Source organism: Sphingobacterium sp. WOUb80, assembly GCF_050058145.1.
Taxonomy (GTDB): domain Bacteria; phylum Bacteroidota; class Bacteroidia; order Sphingobacteriales; family Sphingobacteriaceae; genus Sphingobacterium.
This window is the reverse complement of sequence record NZ_CP165617.1, coordinates 2,924,545-2,943,374: the sequence shown is the minus strand read 5'-3', so window position 1 is coordinate 2,943,374 and position 18,830 is coordinate 2,924,545. Positions and strand designations below refer to the sequence as shown.

Annotated in this window: 15 protein-coding genes; 13 read left to right on the top strand and 2 right to left on the bottom strand. The window is 40.4% G+C overall.

Annotated elements, in window-relative coordinates; translation table 11 throughout:
• Positions 1–219: 219 nt before the first annotated feature.
• The 5 genes from AB1Z56_RS12535 to AB1Z56_RS12515 all read left to right on the top strand — a co-directional run bounded on the left by AB1Z56_RS12535 (position 220) and on the right by AB1Z56_RS12515 (position 4,028).
• Positions 220–987 (top strand): pentapeptide repeat-containing protein, encoded by a 768-nt coding sequence (locus AB1Z56_RS12535; RefSeq protein ID WP_309363029.1) that lies wholly within the window; start codon positions 220–222, stop codon positions 985–987.
• Positions 988–1,169: 182 nt separating this feature from the next.
• On the top strand, positions 1,170–1,508 hold the full coding sequence (locus AB1Z56_RS12530) for a PadR family transcriptional regulator (RefSeq protein WP_309363031.1): 339 nt from the start codon (positions 1,170–1,172) through the stop codon (positions 1,506–1,508).
• Positions 1,505–2,179, top strand: coding sequence for a hypothetical protein (locus AB1Z56_RS12525; RefSeq protein WP_426792189.1), 675 nt, complete (start codon positions 1,505–1,507; stop codon positions 2,177–2,179). Before AB1Z56_RS12530 ends, AB1Z56_RS12525 begins: the two co-directional genes overlap by 4 nt.
• A gap of 18 nt (positions 2,180–2,197) precedes the next feature.
• Complete coding sequence (locus tag AB1Z56_RS12520) at positions 2,198–3,193, top strand: hypothetical protein (protein WP_309363035.1); 996 nt, start codon at positions 2,198–2,200, stop codon at positions 3,191–3,193.
• A gap of 169 nt (positions 3,194–3,362) precedes the next feature.
• Positions 3,363–4,028: a hypothetical protein gene (locus AB1Z56_RS12515; RefSeq protein ID WP_426792188.1), complete on the top strand. Its 666-nt coding sequence runs from the start codon at positions 3,363–3,365 to the stop codon at positions 4,026–4,028.
• Between the two features lie 80 nt (positions 4,029–4,108).
• Here AB1Z56_RS12515 and AB1Z56_RS12510 read toward each other — a convergent pair whose 3' ends face one another.
• Complete coding sequence (locus AB1Z56_RS12510; RefSeq protein WP_426792187.1) at positions 4,109–5,245, bottom strand: alpha/beta hydrolase family protein; 1,137 nt, start codon at positions 5,243–5,245, stop codon at positions 4,109–4,111.
• Between the two features lie 253 nt (positions 5,246–5,498).
• On the opposite strand from AB1Z56_RS12510, the gene AB1Z56_RS12505 reads away from it, so the two are divergent.
• From AB1Z56_RS12505 to AB1Z56_RS12470, 8 genes are all read left to right on the top strand, one after another.
• Complete coding sequence (locus AB1Z56_RS12505; protein ID WP_309363041.1) at positions 5,499–6,899, top strand: inorganic phosphate transporter; 1,401 nt, start codon at positions 5,499–5,501, stop codon at positions 6,897–6,899.
• Positions 6,900–6,980: 81 nt separating this feature from the next.
• The gene (locus tag AB1Z56_RS12500) at positions 6,981–7,814 is read left to right on the top strand and encodes a universal stress protein (protein WP_426792186.1); all 834 of its coding nucleotides are present in this window, start codon (positions 6,981–6,983) and stop codon (positions 7,812–7,814) included.
• A 247-nt stretch (positions 7,815–8,061) separates the two neighbouring features.
• The gene (locus AB1Z56_RS12495) at positions 8,062–8,610 is read left to right on the top strand and encodes a sigma-70 family RNA polymerase sigma factor (protein ID WP_426792185.1); all 549 of its coding nucleotides are present in this window, start codon (positions 8,062–8,064) and stop codon (positions 8,608–8,610) included.
• Between the two features lie 60 nt (positions 8,611–8,670).
• Positions 8,671–9,726 (top strand): FecR family protein, encoded by a 1,056-nt coding sequence (locus AB1Z56_RS12490; RefSeq protein ID WP_426792184.1) that lies wholly within the window; start codon positions 8,671–8,673, stop codon positions 9,724–9,726.
• Between the two features lie 109 nt (positions 9,727–9,835).
• Positions 9,836–13,171: a SusC/RagA family TonB-linked outer membrane protein gene (locus AB1Z56_RS12485; RefSeq protein ID WP_426792183.1), complete on the top strand. Its 3,336-nt coding sequence runs from the start codon at positions 9,836–9,838 to the stop codon at positions 13,169–13,171.
• 17 nt (positions 13,172–13,188) lie between these two features.
• Positions 13,189–14,817, top strand: a complete 1,629-nt coding sequence (locus AB1Z56_RS12480) for a RagB/SusD family nutrient uptake outer membrane protein (RefSeq protein WP_426792182.1) — start codon at positions 13,189–13,191, stop codon at positions 14,815–14,817.
• 61 nt (positions 14,818–14,878) lie between these two features.
• On the top strand, positions 14,879–16,402 hold the full coding sequence (locus AB1Z56_RS12475; protein WP_426792181.1) for a hypothetical protein: 1,524 nt from the start codon (positions 14,879–14,881) through the stop codon (positions 16,400–16,402).
• 7 nt (positions 16,403–16,409) lie between these two features.
• Positions 16,410–18,404 carry a hypothetical protein gene (locus AB1Z56_RS12470; protein ID WP_426792180.1) on the top strand — a complete coding sequence of 665 codons (1,995 nt, stop codon included), beginning with the start codon at positions 16,410–16,412 and terminating at the stop codon, positions 18,402–18,404.
• A gap of 42 nt (positions 18,405–18,446) precedes the next feature.
• On the opposite strand, the gene AB1Z56_RS12465 is transcribed toward AB1Z56_RS12470, so the two are convergent.
• Positions 18,447–18,818 carry a nuclear transport factor 2 family protein gene (locus tag AB1Z56_RS12465; protein ID WP_426792179.1) on the bottom strand — a complete coding sequence of 124 codons (372 nt, stop codon included), beginning with the start codon at positions 18,816–18,818 and terminating at the stop codon, positions 18,447–18,449.
• Positions 18,819–18,830: the final 12 nt, after the last annotated feature.

Genomic DNA, 18,830 nt, shown 5'->3' with positions numbered 1-18,830 from the left:
AGAACGGATGGCTAGCGTATTTTTTATAGTTCGTTTGCAACAAGATGTTATATGTCTTGGTTGTTTCAGACGAGGATAAAAAAGATAAAAAAAGTCAAAATTTCTTTAGGACGTTTTTTCTTTCCTGTTGTCATCATTGTATAAATGGAAATTTAGGTCGTTAATTATCCATTTGCAATGCAACTACTATGAAATTTTAGCCTATTAATCATTTTTAGCATGGCACTGACTAATAAAATATTCCAGCAAAGTGAGATTGAAAGTTTTGAATTCAATCACAAAGTTTTAAAAAACTGTTCATTTATCGATTGTACGATAAAGGGCAAAAATTTCATGAACTCCATGTTTCGTGATTGCAAATTTATCCGCTGTACCTTTGTAGACTGTAATTTTCAGTCTGTTGTTTTTCAGGAATCTGGGGTTTGGATGGAAAGTACATTCGAAGCGAATGATTTTTCGAAAGCTATCATTGGAAATTTAAAAATTGAAAAATCGTCCTTCCTTTACAACACGTTTGACAAAACAACTTTCGACGGTACCAATTTGGTTCATGTGGTTTTTAAAGGAAAGATCAATTCTTCATGGTTTTATGGCATTCCTTTTACGGAAGATCTGTACTCCACTAATCTTTTCATTCTCAAAAAAGCAAAACCGTTAAAGACACCTTTAGTCAATTTTGGTCACGCCGAATTGAAGGACGTTATATTTTCTCGGGGGCTAGATCTCTCCAGTACAGTTTTTCCAAATCAAGAACACCTTAAAATCATCAATAATCCAAAACGTTTTTTTGATAGTTTCCTCAAAAGGTCAAAAGAAGTCTTTACGGATAGCGAGTCGCTGGTTTTCTGTCGCGAATTGGTAGATAATGTCTTGTACAAGCCAGAAAACAGGGGGATGCCAATCATATTGGTCGATTTAAATCAGTTTTATCCCTCATTAAATGAAAATAGAGATCGTGTAATTGTTGATCTCTTGAAGGCAGGATAATCATATAATTCTATATATAATTGTTAGTGCAAAGCCGTTTGGAGTTCCCAGCTCTAGCGGCTTTTTTGCTTTGGATAATACTACAGGAAATTAAAATTCAACGAGCTGTATGATAGTTTTTTTATTTTTTTTAGATATATAAGAAAATTAGGTATATTTAATTTATTATTTACTGTGAACGAATGAAAGATACGAAGTTATTAAAAGGCACTTTACACACAATTATTCTGAAACTTTTGTCGGAAACGAAAAGAATGTACGGCTATGAAATGACTCAACAGGTAAAACTTCTAACTGCAGGGGAGTTTATCCTGACAGAGGGAGCGCTCTATCCTGCATTACATAAGCTAGAAGCGGAGGGGCTCCTGGATACAGCAATAGAAGTTGTTGATGGAAGAGCAAGAAAGTATTACTCCTTAACAGAAAAAGGAAAAAAAGCTCAGGTAAGCAAAATGAAAGATGCGTTGACGTTTGTAGAGAAATTGCAGATCATCTTAAACACTAAGCCAATTATATCATGACTGAAAAGAAATTGACCAAAGCTGAATTAGGTATTCTGATGGATTTTATCCGTTCTAAAGGATATCGTTATATTGATGTTCAGCTTGAAATTCTAGATCACTTTGCCTGTAAGGTCGAAGCATTGATGTCTTCAGATACAGATCTTTGTTTCAATCGGGCTATTGATTTTGCTTATGCAAGTTTTGGAGCGGAAGGTTTTGCCAGTATTGCACATAGTTATGAATTGAGTCTGCAGGTTAAGCAAATCAATAAATTTCCTGCGGATTTTTTACAATTCGTCAAGCATTGGCATAGTGCAATTTATATTGTATACTTTACATTGTTCTATTATTTTGTGCCGCTCGACGCAGATGCGTTCTGGACGGGATTAAAATTGGGGATGATCGGTACATTGATTCTTTATATTCCCGTATACTTATTGCGGCATCGCCCCATGGGCAGCAAATACTGTGTTTATCGGAATTATCTTGGTTTAACGATTCCGGTTATGATTTTGATTATGGGGTTGGTTTCTTCGGAATGGATAGCCAATTATGTTCCCTTAGCATTGTATCGTGTTGTTATTCTTATTTTTATGTATGTTGGATTAGGAATTTTGTATATATTTGAGAAGAATCTAAAGGCCATTGTCCGACGGGTAGATGAGATTGAAGTGCTTCACCAAAGGTGACGATTAATTTTTTAAATTATGAAATATCTTTTCCTGTTGTTGCTAAGCGTTTGTTTTTTGTCCAGCTGCGACAAAGAAGATGCCGATTTTGACGCTACGGCGATCGAAGGTGGAGCAACGGCTAAAAGGTATCAGTTTGTAGGGCGTTCCGTTGGGTTTTCGGTTAGCCAGATCTACATGGATGGCACTGCAGAAAAGAACTTCTATCTAGGGGCAGTATGGGGATTAAAAGATACCACACCGGAACTGAAACTCACCTCCCTCCGTAACTACTATAAACCTTTCAAAATTGCAATTTCATCTACCCAGCCAACTTTATCCAGTATTCGTGTGATACCAAGCTTTGATGCTGTGCGTGCTTTTGCTAAGAAAAGTAAGGGTGAACCATCTGTTTTGGAGCAATCGTCCGTGGGGGCATTCTTCGATTATAGGGCGATACGTTACCATCTTAATAATAGCCCCGACGTTGATAGTGTACTAAAAATGGTTCGTCACCACGATTCCACCACGATAAAAAGAGCAAATAGCTTACTATTGCGTCGGGAACATATTACATTTAGTCTTCATGTAGACCTGGAAGATTTTGCGAAAGCTTTTAATAAAGATGAACTTGGGAAGTTAAAAAAAGCAGGATTTAATCCCTACTATGTTTCTTCTGTCAACTATGGCACCCACTCGATTATGATGGGGGAAAGCGATTTTCCCCGTGGTGATCTTAAAAGCGTCTTGGAAAAACTGCTGTATAATCAGCTCTTGACGAAGACGGACGAAAGAGTGTTGGATGGTTCCGATATGCTGGTCTATCTGCGCGGTGGACGTAAAACAAGTTTTATTAGACGTGCAACAGGTGTGGACGCCATTAAAAAACTTGTCGCTGATTATAAAAATGAACTTGAACTGCAACAGAATAGCTTTGATTACCCCATTAGCTATAGCCTAGGAGGCCTCAATTCCTATGGACATCTTAAATTCTGGTACTCTTATGATTTTCTCGTTCGTGAGGAAAAGGAGTGATTTTTATTTAAACATATAAATAATTAAAAGGATATTTTTTACATTTGGGCTATTGTCGCAAACGGCATTATAGCATTGTTTTTTGTCTATCTATTTTAAACAGGGCATAACCATTAGCCTTTTTGCTTCAATACCATTATTAGCTATAAACAATTATTAAAAAAGAACTATGGAAGAAACAATTAAAACATTGATTTACATTCACGCATTTTTTGGTGGGATAGGATTGATTACCGGCCTGATAAGTGTGGCTGTAAAAAAGGGGGGAGCAGGGCACAAGAAAATGGGGATTATATTTTCCTATGCGATGGTGACTAGTTCTTTAATTTCACTTATTATTGCGAGAATGCCGGGCCACGAAAACACATTTTTATTTTTGATCGGGATCTTTACGATTTATCTTATTCTAGCGGGTAATCGGGCTTTGACTTTGCGAAGCAAGATTAAACAACAAGCAGATTGGAAAGATAAACTGATTTCGGCCACGATGCTGCTTGTATCGGTCGGTATGTTAGGCCTTGGTTTAATTGGATTGGTACAACAGGTGGCAAATTCTGTTTTATATGTCTTTTTTGGTGGTTTTGGTGCCTTTATGAGTATTCGGGATTTTCAACTGTTTAAAAGTTTCAAAGAAAAGAAAAATGCCTGGCTGGTTAGTCACTTGGGCCGTATGGTAGGCGCATTGATTGCGTCGGTGACTGCATTTTTAGTTGCCGGGATTCAGCTTGGTTCAACGCTGGTTTGGATTATGCCAACTATCGTCGGCACGGTGTATATCATCTATTCCAATAGAGCATTGAACAAAAGTAAAGTGCTTCGTGCGGATTTGCGTTAAACTAGCGAATTAAACATTTGAATTGATTAAAGAAAGGCCTAAGTAAAAACTTAGGCCTTTTTTAACGCTTGATCATTACGCTAATGAGCCCTTGTCAAGAGGTTTTTATGACTTTTTTTACTCCTGTTTTTTATCCAATTTAATGCAATAGCACTCGGTTCGCTAGATGCCGAAAGGCTTGTATTGTGATCTAATAAGGGAAATAGGCAATACTCGAAAGGCTTTCCTTGCACTTTCAGTGCATTGAGATGTTCAATGGATAAACCTACAGGTATTTGGATATCTTTGGATCCAAAAAGCCAGAGTCCTGGAGTTGTTATTGTTTTAAGTGGTGTCATGGGATCGGTATTTGTAAATTGATAGCGATCCGGATCATTCGCCACATGTTGTCGGGCATCGGCTTCTGTATGTTTATCCCAAAAATCTTTTTTTCCATTTGTAAAGAACTGAAAGCGTAGTTGCTCACGGGCAGGGATAACTGCTCCACTGTACAAGACAAAAAAGTCGACCAAAGGATTTTGGTTAGTAGCTAAGGGAATGATCCATCCTGCTTGGCTGAATCCAAGTAGTCCCATTGGAATGTTCGTCTTCCCTAGTTGCTGATGGAATGCTTTTACCGCTGCTTGTGCATCTTTGGCCAACAGATTGAGGTTGGCGGAGTCGATATTATTTGTACCGACTTCAGGGCCAGCATAGGTTCCTTCGGACTTTCCAACTCCACGCTTGTCATATGTAAATACTGAAATACCGTTTTGGGCTAAATATGAGGCAAACTCCATCATCCTTTTCTCTTGTCCAGAACCATGGATGAGGACAATGGCCGCATGGGTGCGACGAGGCTGAAGCATGGTTCCGGCCAACTTAATACCCTCACTCTTAAATACGATATCTTTTGTGGACCAGTCTAAAGATTGGGCTTTTGCATGTTGCGCAAAGAGCACGCAATAAATGGCGAAGAGAAAAGGTAGCATACGAAGTTTAAGCCGCTGTAAGGGAGAAGAGTTCATCGATGAACGGTCTAATGGATAGGCTTTAGGCATAATTAATTCGGTGTTAAATTTATTTTTGTCTAAAGTAACGGGTTTCATTCTAAAAAGCTTGTGCTTTTCGGTGGGCTGTAGATTTGAATCGGTAAATTGTACTATTTTCGCTGTAAATGGCGGAACAAAATTCCCTTGAATCGTGTGCTTGGTATTTCGCGGATACCCTATGTTCATTCCTGAAGAAGGTTTACAAAAGGTCCTATACACCGGATTGTTGTTTTTTATGGGATGAACAGCATTCGTTAACAGTATTTTAAGTTTTTCTTTCTTGCTGTATAAGGTAATATTGCGTTCATCAAAAGTTAATATGTGAAAATTATTTTTGATCTGAATGAAGCGATTGTTCCTGCGGTAGCTTTCCTTAAGGATAACTCAGCAAGGACAACCATAAATCTTATGAAAGAATAATATGCAAATTTTCTGCAACATGATTCCTCTCTTAGGGGAAACCGACCTTAGTACTGGACTTCTTATTGTTTTTGCCCTTTGTTTATTTGCCGTTGTGGCCTTTGAATTTGTCAATGGCTTTCATGATACCGCGAATGCTGTTGCAACGGTAATTTATACCAAAGCACTTAAACCAATTGTAGCCATTCCTTGGTCTGGTTTTTGGAATTTTCTAGGTGTTTTTGCAGGTGGTATAGCCGTGGCTATGGGAATCCTTAAATTGGTACCACTGGATACCTTAATGGCACTCCCAGTTTCTGTAGGCGCTTGTTTGGTTCTTTCAGTACTATTAGCGGCTATTATTTGGAATTTGGGGACATGGTACTTCGGCATTCCTTGTTCGAGCTCACACACGCTGATAGGGGCTCTTATCGGGGCTGGTATTGGCTTCACCTGGTATTATGGGGGCAGCGGTGTCAATTGGCATAAGGCCGAAGAAATTGGCCTTTCTTTGATTCTGTCACCTTTGATTGGTTTTGGTCTAGCAGTGTTATTGATGCTCTTTTTGAAGCACGTCGTCCGTTATAAGGCACTTTTTCACATCCCACAAGGGGAAGATGACAGACCCCCATTTTTAGTACGGGGTATTCTTATACTGACCTGTACATTGGTCAGTTTTTTTCACGGAAGTAATGATGGACAAAAAGGAGTAGGGCTGTTTATGCTGATCTTAATTGCATTTCTGCCTGCCCGTTTTGCAATAAACCATTCCGTACCAGATGCGACTGTCATTAAAACGCTTGATCAAACCGAAATCGTGTTACAGACAATTGCTTCCAGTAATGTATCTCAGGGAACGATGTTTGCGCAAATCAATCAGGAGATTGAGCAAGTCAAACTACATTTGATGGATAAAAGTGTAACAGATAAAGCCGGGACGTTTAAATTCAGAAAAGAGGTTGAAGGTTTAGTCAAATCCATTGCTACATTGGAGAGTAATAAACAGATCAATATCAATGCTGAAAATAGATTGGAGCTCAATCGTAAATTGGGCGAATTGAAACATCTTACGGACTTCGCCCCAATCTGGGTGATCTTAACGATTTCGGTAGCACTAGGCTTGGGAACAATGATCGGTTGGAAACGTATTGTCGTAACGATTGGAGAAAAAATAGGAAATGAACATTTGAGTTATGCTCAGGGGGCCTCAAGCGAGATTGTCGCAGCTTCGACAATTGGTATCAGTACCGTATTGGGTTTGCCTGTTAGCACAACGCATGTGCTCTCAAGTGGTATTGCCGGTTCAATGGTCGCTTCCGGAGGAAAGAGCAATCTAAATAAAGGAACACTCAAAAGTATCGGTCTTGCATGGGTACTTACTTTACCTGTGTCGATTGGCCTTGCATTATTATTATTTGTATTCTTCCATCTTTTTATTTAGTTGATTGTTATCTGAATGTTTTTGTCATCCACTGACTTAGTACACATGGCTATTGACAGGTTAATATTAAAAACTTAAAAAATGAAACAAATTCTTGTTGCCTCCGATTTTTCAATCAATGCAAGTCATGCTTTGCGTTATGCCTTGTCTTTGGCTTCTCGTTTGAATATGGAAGTTGCTGTTGTACACGCCATACACCCGACAGAAGGAATCAATAACAGTACTTATAACGCGATCTTTATAGAAGATTATTACGCTAGAAAACGCGCTGCTTTGCAAGAATGGACCGATCAGGTGGTCCAGGAAAATAAATACAATGACCTCAAAGTGAGAACCATTGTTGAAGTAGGTTATCTGCGTAATGTAGTCACAAAGTATGTTGAATATACTGATGTTTCTTTTTTGGTGATGGGAATCACCGGAGCGACAGGCATTAAGGAAATTGTCGGTAGTAATGCAAGTATGGCTGTGACAAAATTGCGTATTCCAACCTTGATTGTACCTCCTGAAAGCAATTTATCAGCTATTCCAGTCATTACATTGGCGACGGATTATAAAACAACAAAGCTGTCCGTTCGGGATGTCAAAGCTTTAAATCGTATCTTGAAGCTTTCAGACCCAAAGAAGTTGGAAATCTTGCATATTTCGGAAAAAGAACTGGATGACAAGCTCGTTCGAAATGGCGAAAAAAAAATGCGCCAGTTACTTCCTAATGTTGAAATCAATTTTAATTATGTGGATGAGGATGATACACGCCCATCGCATGCGATCGTTGATTTTGTTGAAAACAACCAGACCGATATTCTATGTTTGGTCAAACGCAACCATAATATGATTTACCGTTTATTTGCAAGCAGCACAGTGAATGAAGTTTTGAACCGATCGGTTAAAGCGATTTTGGTTTTGCATGAATAAGCTGAGTGGAAACTTTTTTTACGCTATATATCAAGCCGTTTTGGATTTTCCGAGCGGCTTTTTTCTTGACTTGCCCCATGCTCCAGAACGCCTTTAAGCAGAAATTTTCGCCTGATCCATAGTTTGTGCACGATTGGTCAATGTAGTGTGGTTACTTGATGAGAAAGCCTTGGCATTGAGCTTTCGATTTTTTTTGGATTCTTGGATTGAATTTGTTTAACTTGTGCTGCGAATTGCAACGTAACCAATGTATTTGAAACCTTTATCTGCGGAAAATAAGAAGAATATTGCCATTAATCGGGATGAAAGCTCGTTTAAGGCTTATTTCGTGGCCAATTATGGGGTTTTGAAGAGCAATGCATTTTCTTTTATCAAGGATAAGCAATTGGCCGAAGATGTGGTTTCTGAAGTCCTTTGGAAAATTTGGTATTTGGGCCCCGATCTGATGAACATCGCAAATGTCGAGGCCTACTTGCTTCGGGCAATAAAAAACAAATGCCTCAATCTTCTGCGCATTCGTCAGGTCGTCCTCACTGATGGAGTGGAATATCAGGATATGTTGATCGATAAAAATACTCCCGAACAAATTTTAATATCTAGAGAAAGCATACAACGCATTCAACGGGCCGTCGAAGGGCTTCCACCCAAAACGAAAGAGGCTTTTAAACTGGTGAAAGAGGAACGGAAAACGTATTTGGAAACTGCGGAAATGATGGGAATATCCAAGAAAACGGTAGACAGACATATTCAAATTGCCTTGGAAAAGCTGTGGTCCTGTATTAAAGGAAAAAAATAATTTTTTTATTGGGGATTTTGGTTTCATTGGGTGTCTCTACTCCAAATAGACCGAATGCACATGTTTTCATCTGAGGAACAATACTTTTTATTTTTAGCGGCTAAGTTGCTAGCGGGAGAACTCACAGCGGAGGAGAGAATCGCGCTGGATGACTTGCTACGTGCCGATAAAAGTAAGAGGGAGTTATTGGCCTATTTAGAGCAGAAGCACGGGGAAGAGGAAGATCTAGAAGCCGAAGTAAGCTATGAAAAGTCAAGACCGATAGAACTTACCGCTGTCGAGGACGAGACCGTCCCTCCATTTATAGGTCGTTATAAGGTTAAGTTACTGTCCATTGCCGCTAGTCTATTTATCGTTTTTGGGGTATGGTCCTTTTGGTATATCAAAAATGATAAAAAGGTAGCTGGAGATGCGGAATGGCAGACCATTGTTACTGGAAAAGGAGAGCGTAAATCGATCAAATTGAGCGATGGCTCTGAAGTATGGCTGAATAATGAAAGTGTGCTGCGATTGAAGGCTGGATTTGGTAAGACTGACCGCGTGCTGGAATTGGTTGGTGAAGGTTATTTCGCTATTGCAAAGAACCCTAATTTACCCTTGAAAATCAAAACGGCCTATGCAGAGGTACAGGTCTTAGGTACAAAATTTAACCTTCGTGCGCTTCCAGATGAGAATACCACGACGACGTCCTTGATCGAAGGGAAAGTGCGGCTAAAGGTAATGGATAATAAACAGGAGAAGTTGTATGAACTTTTGCCAGGGAATAAGGTGTCGGTGATTAACCAGCCCGTATCAGCGAATGATCATCGGAGTAAGCATGTTGCGCTGCAACCGAAAGTGACCTTTGCAAAGCTTGATATCATTGATGCCGAAGTCACTGAAACACTTTGGATGAAAAATAGACTGGTGTTCAATGGAGAAGGTTTTGATATGGTTGCAAAGAAAATGGAGCGTTGGTTCGGTAAACCTATTGTTGTTGAAAATGAGCAGCTTGCGAAAGAACCCATCACCGGTATTTTTGACGAAACAACCTGTGAAGAAGTCTTGAATGTGATCAAGCGCACAGGTACTAAACTAAATTATTATACCCAAAATGATACGCTTTATGTAAAATAATATAAAAAAAGGGTATCCCTCATAGTGAGCAATACCCAATGTTTTAACCAATGGCATCGGACCCTAGGAAAGTAGGATGCCAATCGATTATTTCTTAAATACCAAAATTATGAAAAAAAAATCACATGTTCTTTATCATGTGCCTATCTCGTATTATCTAAAATGGTTGTTAATGGCCAAATTTTTAATCATTTTCTTATTTGCATGTGTTGCCACTGGATTTGCAAAAGAATCGAAAGCGCAAAAAACAGTTTCTTTACGTTTTGAAGAGATCCGACTCAAAAACCTATTGACTTCAATTGAAGAGCAGACCAAGATCAATTTTATCTACAACGATAATACGATCAATGCGATTAAGATTAAGCATGTTGACGTCCGCAATAAAAAATGGACTGATCTTTTGCTGCCAATTTTAGCCAAAGAATCTTTGGAAATGGATATGGTCAGCGAAAACCGTATTATTATACGCTCGACAGCAAAGGTTCAGGATAGAATCGCTTCTGGTACGATCAAAGATCAGCAAGGAAAGCTATTGGCAGGTGTATCTGTACGTATAAAGGGTACGGATAAGATGACGCAGTCGAATAGTGATGGTCAATTTTCGCTGGTCGTTGAAAACGAAAATAGCGTTTTGCAATTTTCTTATCTGGGATACCTTTCTCAAGAGATTGCCTATCAGCGACAGGCCATTAGCGTGGTTCTTCAGGAAGATCTTGCACAGCTGGAAGAGGTTGTGGTGATTGGGTACGGTACACAGAAAAAAGCAACATTAACAGGGTCGGTGAGTCAGGTTTCGGGAAGCGAGCTTCAACGGTCCCCTGCGCCAAATCTGTCCAATTCCCTGGCAGGAAGAATGCCTGGTGTAGTGGCAAATAATCGTTCGGGTGAACCTGGAAATGATCAATCGCAGATCTATATCCGTGGCAAGGGATCTCTGGGGAACAACAGCCCGTTGTATGTCATTGATGGAGTGGCCAATCGAGGTGGAATAGAACGGCTTAATCCAAGTGATATCGAGACAATTTCGGTTTTGAAAGATGCGTCGGCTGCCATTTATGGTGCCCAAGCTGCAAATGGTGTTATTTTGGTCACGACGAAACGCGGTAATGGTGATAAACCTACGATCACCTATGATGGTAGTTACGGTTTTTCCGAACATACAAGAACACCAAAACTGATGGATTCTTATCAATTTATGGTGTATGATGATGAAATCAATGCACATTTTGGGCGTGCTGAAAAGTATAAAGATATTAAAGGAAAATATCTGGATGGTACAATTGATCCTTTACTATATGCCAACACCGATTGGATGAAGTCCGTATTTAAATCTTCTCCACAAACGCAGCATTCCTTGTCACTTCGTGGTGGAGACGAAAAAGTGCGTTATTATGTTTCTGGAGGATACCTTTATCAAAAGCCGGGATTTAGAAATACAGATCTAAATTTTAGGACGGTTCAATTTCGTACCAATTTGGATGCTAAGGTAACCAAAGACCTTTCGGTATTAGTTGAGGTCGCCACTAGACAGGAAAATCGGAATAATTCAAACTACGATATGGGAACCTTCTTTTGGGAAGCTTTCCATGCCTATCCTTTTTTGCCTGACTATTATCCGAATGGATTACCTGGTCCGGGTCTTTCGTGGGGTAACAATTTAACGATTCTGGCTTCGGGCAAGACCGGCTATCAGCGTGTAAAGGATAATTTTGTCAATACAAAAGCAGGTTTTGATCTCAAAACACCTTGGTTATTAGATGGCTTAAGTTTTTCTGGTTATGCGGCATTCGATTCGCAATATAGACATGAAAAGAAGCTGAATGATATGTGGGATGCTTATCGTTATAATCCTGCAACAAAGAATTACGATAATATCCGTGAGACAACGGGCGATGCAAATATCAATCTTACTGAAAGAAACGATGATATACGTACCGAGACCTGGAATTTTAAAATCGGATACGATAAGAAATTCGGCTCACATAGTGTCAATGCTTTCATTGCTTATGAGCAGAGCAAGAACAGAGGTGATTGGTTTTCGGCGTATCGGAGAGATTTCTTAAGCGATGCCGTAGATTACCTATTTGCGGGAAGTGACAATCAAAAAAATAATGACGGAAAAGCAACGATTTCGGCAAGGCAGAATTATTTTGGTCGTGTAAGTTATGGTTTTAAGGATAAGTACCTGGCTGATATTACAGTGCGAAGAGATGGTTCACAAAACTTTATCAGCAATGCACGTTGGGGTTGGTTCCCAGGGGTATCGGCAGGCTGGCGTATTTCTCAGGAGAATTTTTTCAAGGAAAATGTGCCTTTTATCAATGAGTTGAAAATCAAGGCTTCCTGGGGCAAGCTAGGAAACGACCGGGTGGATCCTTTTCAATATATCAGTACCTATGTTCTTGGAGATGGAGCCATGTTTGGTCTTGACCCCAAAAGAACAAAGGGTTTTACTGTCGGGAGATTGGCTAACCCCAATATTACCTGGGAAAAAGTGGATACGAAAAACGTAGGCTTTGAGTCTGTTTTCTTCAAGAATACCTTGAGTTTTGATTTGCAGTATTTTTATTCGATGCGTACGGATATCCTAACACCCAAACAAGCTTCTGTACCGCGGTATACCGGATTGACGCTGCCTGATCAAAATATCGGTGAAATTTCAAACAGAGGTGTAGAAAGTAGCTTGCTTTACCGCAATAGAGTCAATGACTTTAGCTACTCAGTGGGTGGAAATTTCACCTTTGTACGTAATAAGATTCATTTTTTTGATGAGGCACAAAATACACCGGAGTGGCAGCGTCGGACAGACCATAGTATAGACTCCTGGTTAGTGTATAAGACAGATGGTATCTATCAAAATCAGGCAGAGATTGATGCCTCACCACATTTGCTGAATACGATGCCAGGGGATATCAAGTATATGGATGTTGATGGCGATGGAAAAATTACCAGCAATGACATGGTCCGTATCTATGAAAGTCCGATTCCTGAAATTACCTATGGTATCACCATGGGGGCCAAATGGAAAAACTTTGATTTGAATATCCTGTGGTCAGGACAGGGACGTGCAAAACAGATCATTAAACCAGGAAGTTACAACAGAGATGTAACTTATTTTGAGAACAGATGGATTTCTGAAACAGAGACACCCAATGCCCTGTATCCAAGAGCCTTCGACCGTGACGATACATTCAATAGCATGAATTCGACATTCTGGTTAAAGAATGCCTCTTTTTTAAGATTGAAAAATGTGGAGTTGGCCTATTCATTGTCGCCTAAAGTGCTGGAAAAAATCAAAATGAAAAACTTACGGGTATTCATTAGTGGATTTAATTTGTTTTCGATCGATCAGATCAAGATACAAGATCCTGAAGGAACAAATGCAGGTGGTATGTACTATCCACAACAACGGATTTATAGTGCAGGGGTGAATTTGAGTTTTTAAAGAAAATTTATTGACAGATGAATACAAAGATAAAATTATATATAACGATCTTTTTTGCAAGCTGTTTGACATCCTGTTCAAATTATTTGGATGTTAAACCGTTGGATTCCTTTACTGGAGATGCTATATTCTCGGATCTAAAATTGACCGAAACCTATGTAAATAAACGTTATACTGAAATATGGGATGGTTTTGGAAATCTTGGTTTAAGATATGTTTCGGACGAGGCCTATCACAATTTCAATTCCGGAAATCCTTATTTATACAACCGTGGCGAAGTGACTGCAGATCAGTTCGGAGACTATTCCACATGGAATGCTTATTATGAAGCGATTAAGAACTGCAATATTTTCTTTGATAATATTGATAAGTTGAAAGCCGACAAGGGGCAAGTTGATCGGTTGAATGGTGAGATGATCTTTCTTCGCGCGTTCTTTTATGCGGATCTTGTCTCGCGTTTTGGTGGTGTTCCATTGATCACAAAAACTTTCGATCTAAACAGCGATATGATGGTGCCACGTAATTCTTACGATGAATGTATAGACTTTATTGTGAAAGAATTGGATAAAGCGGCTGGGTTGCTTCCCCTTAGTTATGAAGGAAAGGATTTTGGTAGGGCAACGAAAGGTGCAGCATTGGCACTGAAGTCAAGGGTAACCTTGTATGCCGCAAGTCCATATTGGAATCCATCCAATGATAAGGCGAAATGGCAAAAAGCTGCTGACGCGGCAAAGGCTGTGCTGGACCTCAATCAATACCAGCTTGATGCAAATTACAAACAGCTTTTTACGAGCAACAAGAGTAAAGAGATCATCTTCATGAAGCAGTTCAACACTGAATTTGGACATTCTTTTGACTGGACCGATTCTCCGAATGGTTTTACAGGTTGGTCAAGAACCTGTGTGCTTCAGGACATGGTCGATGCCTATGAAATGGAAGATGGTTCTATGCCTTCTGCACAGGCCTATGCGGATGGTAAACCTTGGGAAAATCGTGAGCCTAGATTCTATGCTTCTATTGTTTGTGATGGTCAGCAGTTTAGGGGTAGAGAGATTGAGTTTTATGTATCCTCAACAGGAAACCGGGCGAATAGTGGTAAGGATAGCGAATTCGGTATCGATGATTGGAATGCTTCGAAGACTCATTATACGATTCGTAAGTTTATGGATGAAAGTTTGCGTAATCCATGGAATGATAAAAGTGCGCAACCGTGGATTTATATGCGTCTGGGCGAGATCTATCTAAATTATGCGGAAACTCAGTATCAATTGGGCAATGAAGAAGTGGCTCGCACGTACATCAATAAGATTAGAGAACGTGCACGTGGGGGGAAGGCAGGCGTACTTCCGGCAATTACGAGTACAGGTGCCGCGCTTTTGGGAAAAATACAGCAGGAACGACGCGTAGAACTAGCCTTTGAAGATCATCGTTTTTTTGATGTAAGACGTTGGAAGATCGCTGAACAGACTGAAAACAAACCGGCGCGAAAAATTACCATTGTGCGGGACGACCAGACGAAGAAGAAAAGTTATAAAATTGAGGTGCTCCAGGAACGGAAGTTCTTTCCTCAGCATTACCTACTTCCAATTCCACGCAGTGAGATTCAACGAAATGCATTGTTGAAACAGAATCCAAGTTACGACTAATCAACCAACCTCCAAGGGTCTGTCCAATGCAGATCCTTGGTTTATTAAATTGCCAATCCTTATGAAAACCTTTTTATTATTTGCGGTACAGACTGTGCTTTCTGTCAGTGTGTTTGCGCAGAAGCAAGATATTTCAATCGATACGGACCAAAAGGAACTCCAGGAAGTCTTCGACTGGGCTAAGCAAAAAGCGCGATCTTTTGTTGTTACGGGAACGCGAGGGCCAGTCAATGTTTACAAGAAAAATCAATCCGCAGACAGCGCTTTGTATCAACCAGCCTATTGGGCCGGATATCCTTTGCGAACTGCTTTCTATTCGCGTGATTTTTGTCATCAAGCGGTGGGAGCACATCTGTTGGGCTTGGAAGAAGAGAATTTTACGATGCTTCGTTCCTTCGCGGCAAGTGCCACAAAGGAACGAAAGTGGTTTCCTTTGTGGGCGATCAATTTTGATGGGAGCCCTTATACGTTGGACTACAGAAATGACGATGACTTTGTCCGTGAGATACCGGCAGTGTTTGAGTTGGTTGAAAAGAATGCGCAGCTCTATGACTGGACCAAAGATCAACGGTATCTTAATGATCCGGCTTTATTGTTATTCAACACAAAAGCGGTAAGTGATTTTGTAGCATTGCATGATGTTAAAACGCCAAATGGCGTGGCCGAAAGCGAAGGTTCGGGTAATATTTTCAAAGGCACGGCTACCTACAATGAACACCGTGACCAAACCTTAATTGAAGCCGGTGACGGTATTGGAAGTCAGTACCAAGCCTATTTGGCCTTCGCCAAACTCTCCGCATGGAGTGGCAACAAAAGCCAGGCTAGGAACTACACTAAAAAAGCCCAGACCTTGTGGAAATATTTCAACACCGTATGGGGCATAAAAGGCAACAAGGAACTGTATAACCGGGGCTACGATAAGAATAATCTCCCCGTGTCCGGGTGGGGGAAAGAAAATTCCTGGTTTCTACCCTTAAAAGAAATTACGGACCAGCGATCAAATAGGCATCTGAATTATTTGGATTATATCGATGCACAATTGGGGTCCAAAGAAGGGCTGCCCGAAAACATTGAAGCCATCACTTATGTTCCCGAATTGTTTTTCAAATATGGACAGAACGAGCGAGGTTGGAAATGGCTGAAATATATTATATCAAAAATTAATACGGTGCATGCCATGGCTACATTGACTGGTACCAATGGTGATTACCCCGAAGTTTCTTTTGTGCTGATAAGCAACGTTGTGCAGGATATGATGGGGATTAACCCTGGTGAAAAAGGTATTTCTTTAGAAACTTGCTCCCACCTTCCTCAGGAAATTGGTCGGGTCACAGTATCGAATGTAAAAATTGGTGGGGCAATGTATGCGGTAGCGCAACATGACCTATCAGCGACTACCCTGTCGTACAGTGGGGGAGAATCTATACAGTACTGGCAAGCTGGTTTTCCGGGAAGTCACCCTTATCTTTACTGTAATGGCATCAAGAAGAAAAGTCATATTGGTCAGAAAAATGGTTTTACTTACAGCTATATCGAGGTGAAAATTGACCGAGATAAGCAATATACGGTAGCTACGCAATTATAGATAAATCATGAAAATTAAATTATATTATTGGGGCATCGTTGCCATTGGCTTACTACTGTGGAGCAATTCGACGGTAGCCCAAAATTCAAAAAAATGGACTTTATTGAAGGGGAATAGGATTGAATGGAAGGTTAAGCCGGGGGAGAGTCACGAAGATCATATTGAAATGGCAGGTCTACAATCGGCTGCTGTCGTTTACTATGGTGTTCGCGACGGTCGTCTGTTATTGGACAAGAAGGTTGTATTTCCGATGTTACGAACAATTCCCAACAATACACATGCAAGTCTGACTGTACCCTTTCAGGATAATAAGTCTTTATTGATAAAAGTAGATGGCGTAGCGGTCGATGAGTATCCTCTACGATTTGTGCTTGATGGAAAATTAGCTGTTTATTCAACAACGAATTCACCACTGGAAATCCAGCGGACGTTATTTCCATCCGTCGATAAACCTGTTTTGATTGAACGCGTTAAGTTGGTGAATACAGGGAATAAGCCCCTGCGAATTGATCTGATGAACAAGTATTCGAAATTCCAGTCTGAGCCGACGAAAAGTGTATATGGGCCGTATGTTGTACAGGCCTTGTTACGTGATACCCTCGTGCCAAATCTCGAACCAAAGCAAAGTTACCTGTTTGATATTGTGTATGAGGGAAAGAAAATAGCAACGCCTGCTTATCAGTATTCTCCATCTTATGAATTGCAGAAAAGAGAGGATTTCGTGAAAAGTTTAGCCGACGATCTAATGCTGGAAACACCCAATGATACGATCAATACAGCATTTGCTTTTGCTAAGATTCGTGCAACTGAAAGTATTTATGATACGAAGGGCGGATTGATGCACGGTCCTGGAGGTTTAAGCTACTACGCCGCTATTTGGGCAAATGATCAGGCTGAATATGCCAATCCTTTCTTTCCTTTCTTGGGCAATCGTAACGGTAATGAAAGTGCCATAAACTCCTTTCGTCATTTTGCCCGTTTTATGAATTCGGATTATAAACCAATTCCGAGCTCAATAGTGGCAGAGGGCGATAGTTATTGGAATGGTGCTAAAGATAGAGGGGACATGGCTATGATTGCCTATGGAGCATCGCGGTATGCGTTGGCATTGGGAAAGAAAGATATTGCTGTCGAATTATGGCCATTGATCCACTGGTGTTTTGAGTATTTGGAGCGGCAGAAGACAAGTGAAGGAGTTTATCGATCGGATAGTGATGAACTGGAGGGGAGAGCACCGGCGGGTAAAATTAATCTGTCGACGAACAGTATTGCGTATGGTGCTTATCAGAGCGCGGCGGACCTTGCTGATGAATTGGGGAAGGCAGATCTTTCTCAACAATACAGAAGGCGGGCTGAAGAACTCCGTCATTCGATTGTGCGTTATTTTGGTGCTGATGTGCAAGGCTACTCCACCTACCGTTATTACGATGGTAATACCATCTTAAGGGCTTGGATATGTTTGCCTATGACCATGGGGATCACCGAGCGGAGTGCTGGAACAATTGAGGCCTTATTATCAAAATATCTCTGGACAAACAACGGTATCCTCACACAATCTGGAGATAAGGTATTTTGGGATCGGGCAACCTTATATGCCTTTAAGGGATTTTTTATGACGGGAGCAACCGAAAGGGCGCTGCCTTATTTTAAGTATTACTCTTCGATGCGTCTTTTGGGCGATCATGTACCCTATCCGGTTGAGGCTTGGCCTGAAGGTGGACAAAGGCATTTAAGTGCCGAAAGTGCCTTGTATTGCCGGGTCATAACAGAAGGATTATTTCATATTGTACCCACGGGTTTTCGAAAGTTCAGCATAAGTCCCAGTCTACCGAAGGAATGGAAATATATGCGGCTTAGACGTGTAAGAGCCTTTGATCGTGTATTTGATATTGAAATATCTCGGAAAGGTAAACAAGAGTTTCTTATCGTGAAACAGCAAGATGGTCCTGTAATCCAGAAACCAATTTTGAACCGGCAAGCAATCAGCATCACGTTAAATTAACCGAAAAATCTCCACAAGTCGTCGTCCTGTGGAGATTTTTCACTATAGTCCCTTATAGTGTGCTGAAACTTTGCATATTTTTCCATGTACATCTAATTCCATATATTCCGCGGAAAGCGAGTCGTTGACGCTTTTATAGAAAAGTACCATGGAGTTTACGCCCGTAAGTATGTGGTAAAGCTCAAAATGAAGTTCTGGATATTTTTCCAGTGCGCTTTTAAAATAAGCTTTTAATTCTTCTTTGTTTTTTATATTTCCCGCCGCATTCACACCCATTTTCTGAATAATGGGGGAGCGAAAGTCAATGTCTTCACTATAGTGTTGCATAATTGCATCTAGATCGTGTTGGTTCCAGGCATCAACCCAATGCTGTGCAAGATCTGCAGGCTGATTAAAATTATCTACTGTATCCATACTGTATTAAAA

Coding starts and splice junctions, on each gene's coding strand:
- AB1Z56_RS12535 (WP_309363029.1), top strand. CDS start 220: ATGGCACTGACTAATAAAATATTCCAGCAAAGTGAGATTGAAAGTTTT.
- AB1Z56_RS12530 (WP_309363031.1), top strand. CDS start 1,170: ATGAAAGATACGAAGTTATTAAAAGGCACTTTACACACAATTATTCTG.
- AB1Z56_RS12525 (WP_426792189.1), top strand. CDS start 1,505: ATGACTGAAAAGAAATTGACCAAAGCTGAATTAGGTATTCTGATGGAT.
- AB1Z56_RS12520 (WP_309363035.1), top strand. CDS start 2,198: ATGAAATATCTTTTCCTGTTGTTGCTAAGCGTTTGTTTTTTGTCCAGC.
- AB1Z56_RS12515 (WP_426792188.1), top strand. CDS start 3,363: ATGGAAGAAACAATTAAAACATTGATTTACATTCACGCATTTTTTGGT.
- AB1Z56_RS12510 (WP_426792187.1), bottom strand. CDS start 5,245: ATGAACATAGGGTATCCGCGAAATACCAAGCACACGATTCAAGGGAAT.
- AB1Z56_RS12505 (WP_309363041.1), top strand. CDS start 5,499: ATGATTCCTCTCTTAGGGGAAACCGACCTTAGTACTGGACTTCTTATT.
- AB1Z56_RS12500 (WP_426792186.1), top strand. CDS start 6,981: ATGAAACAAATTCTTGTTGCCTCCGATTTTTCAATCAATGCAAGTCAT.
- AB1Z56_RS12495 (WP_426792185.1), top strand. CDS start 8,062: ATGTATTTGAAACCTTTATCTGCGGAAAATAAGAAGAATATTGCCATT.
- AB1Z56_RS12490 (WP_426792184.1), top strand. CDS start 8,671: ATGTTTTCATCTGAGGAACAATACTTTTTATTTTTAGCGGCTAAGTTG.
- AB1Z56_RS12485 (WP_426792183.1), top strand. CDS start 9,836: ATGAAAAAAAAATCACATGTTCTTTATCATGTGCCTATCTCGTATTAT.
- AB1Z56_RS12480 (WP_426792182.1), top strand. CDS start 13,189: ATGAATACAAAGATAAAATTATATATAACGATCTTTTTTGCAAGCTGT.
- AB1Z56_RS12475 (WP_426792181.1), top strand. CDS start 14,879: ATGAAAACCTTTTTATTATTTGCGGTACAGACTGTGCTTTCTGTCAGT.
- AB1Z56_RS12470 (WP_426792180.1), top strand. CDS start 16,410: ATGAAAATTAAATTATATTATTGGGGCATCGTTGCCATTGGCTTACTA.
- AB1Z56_RS12465 (WP_426792179.1), bottom strand. CDS start 18,818: ATGGATACAGTAGATAATTTTAATCAGCCTGCAGATCTTGCACAGCAT.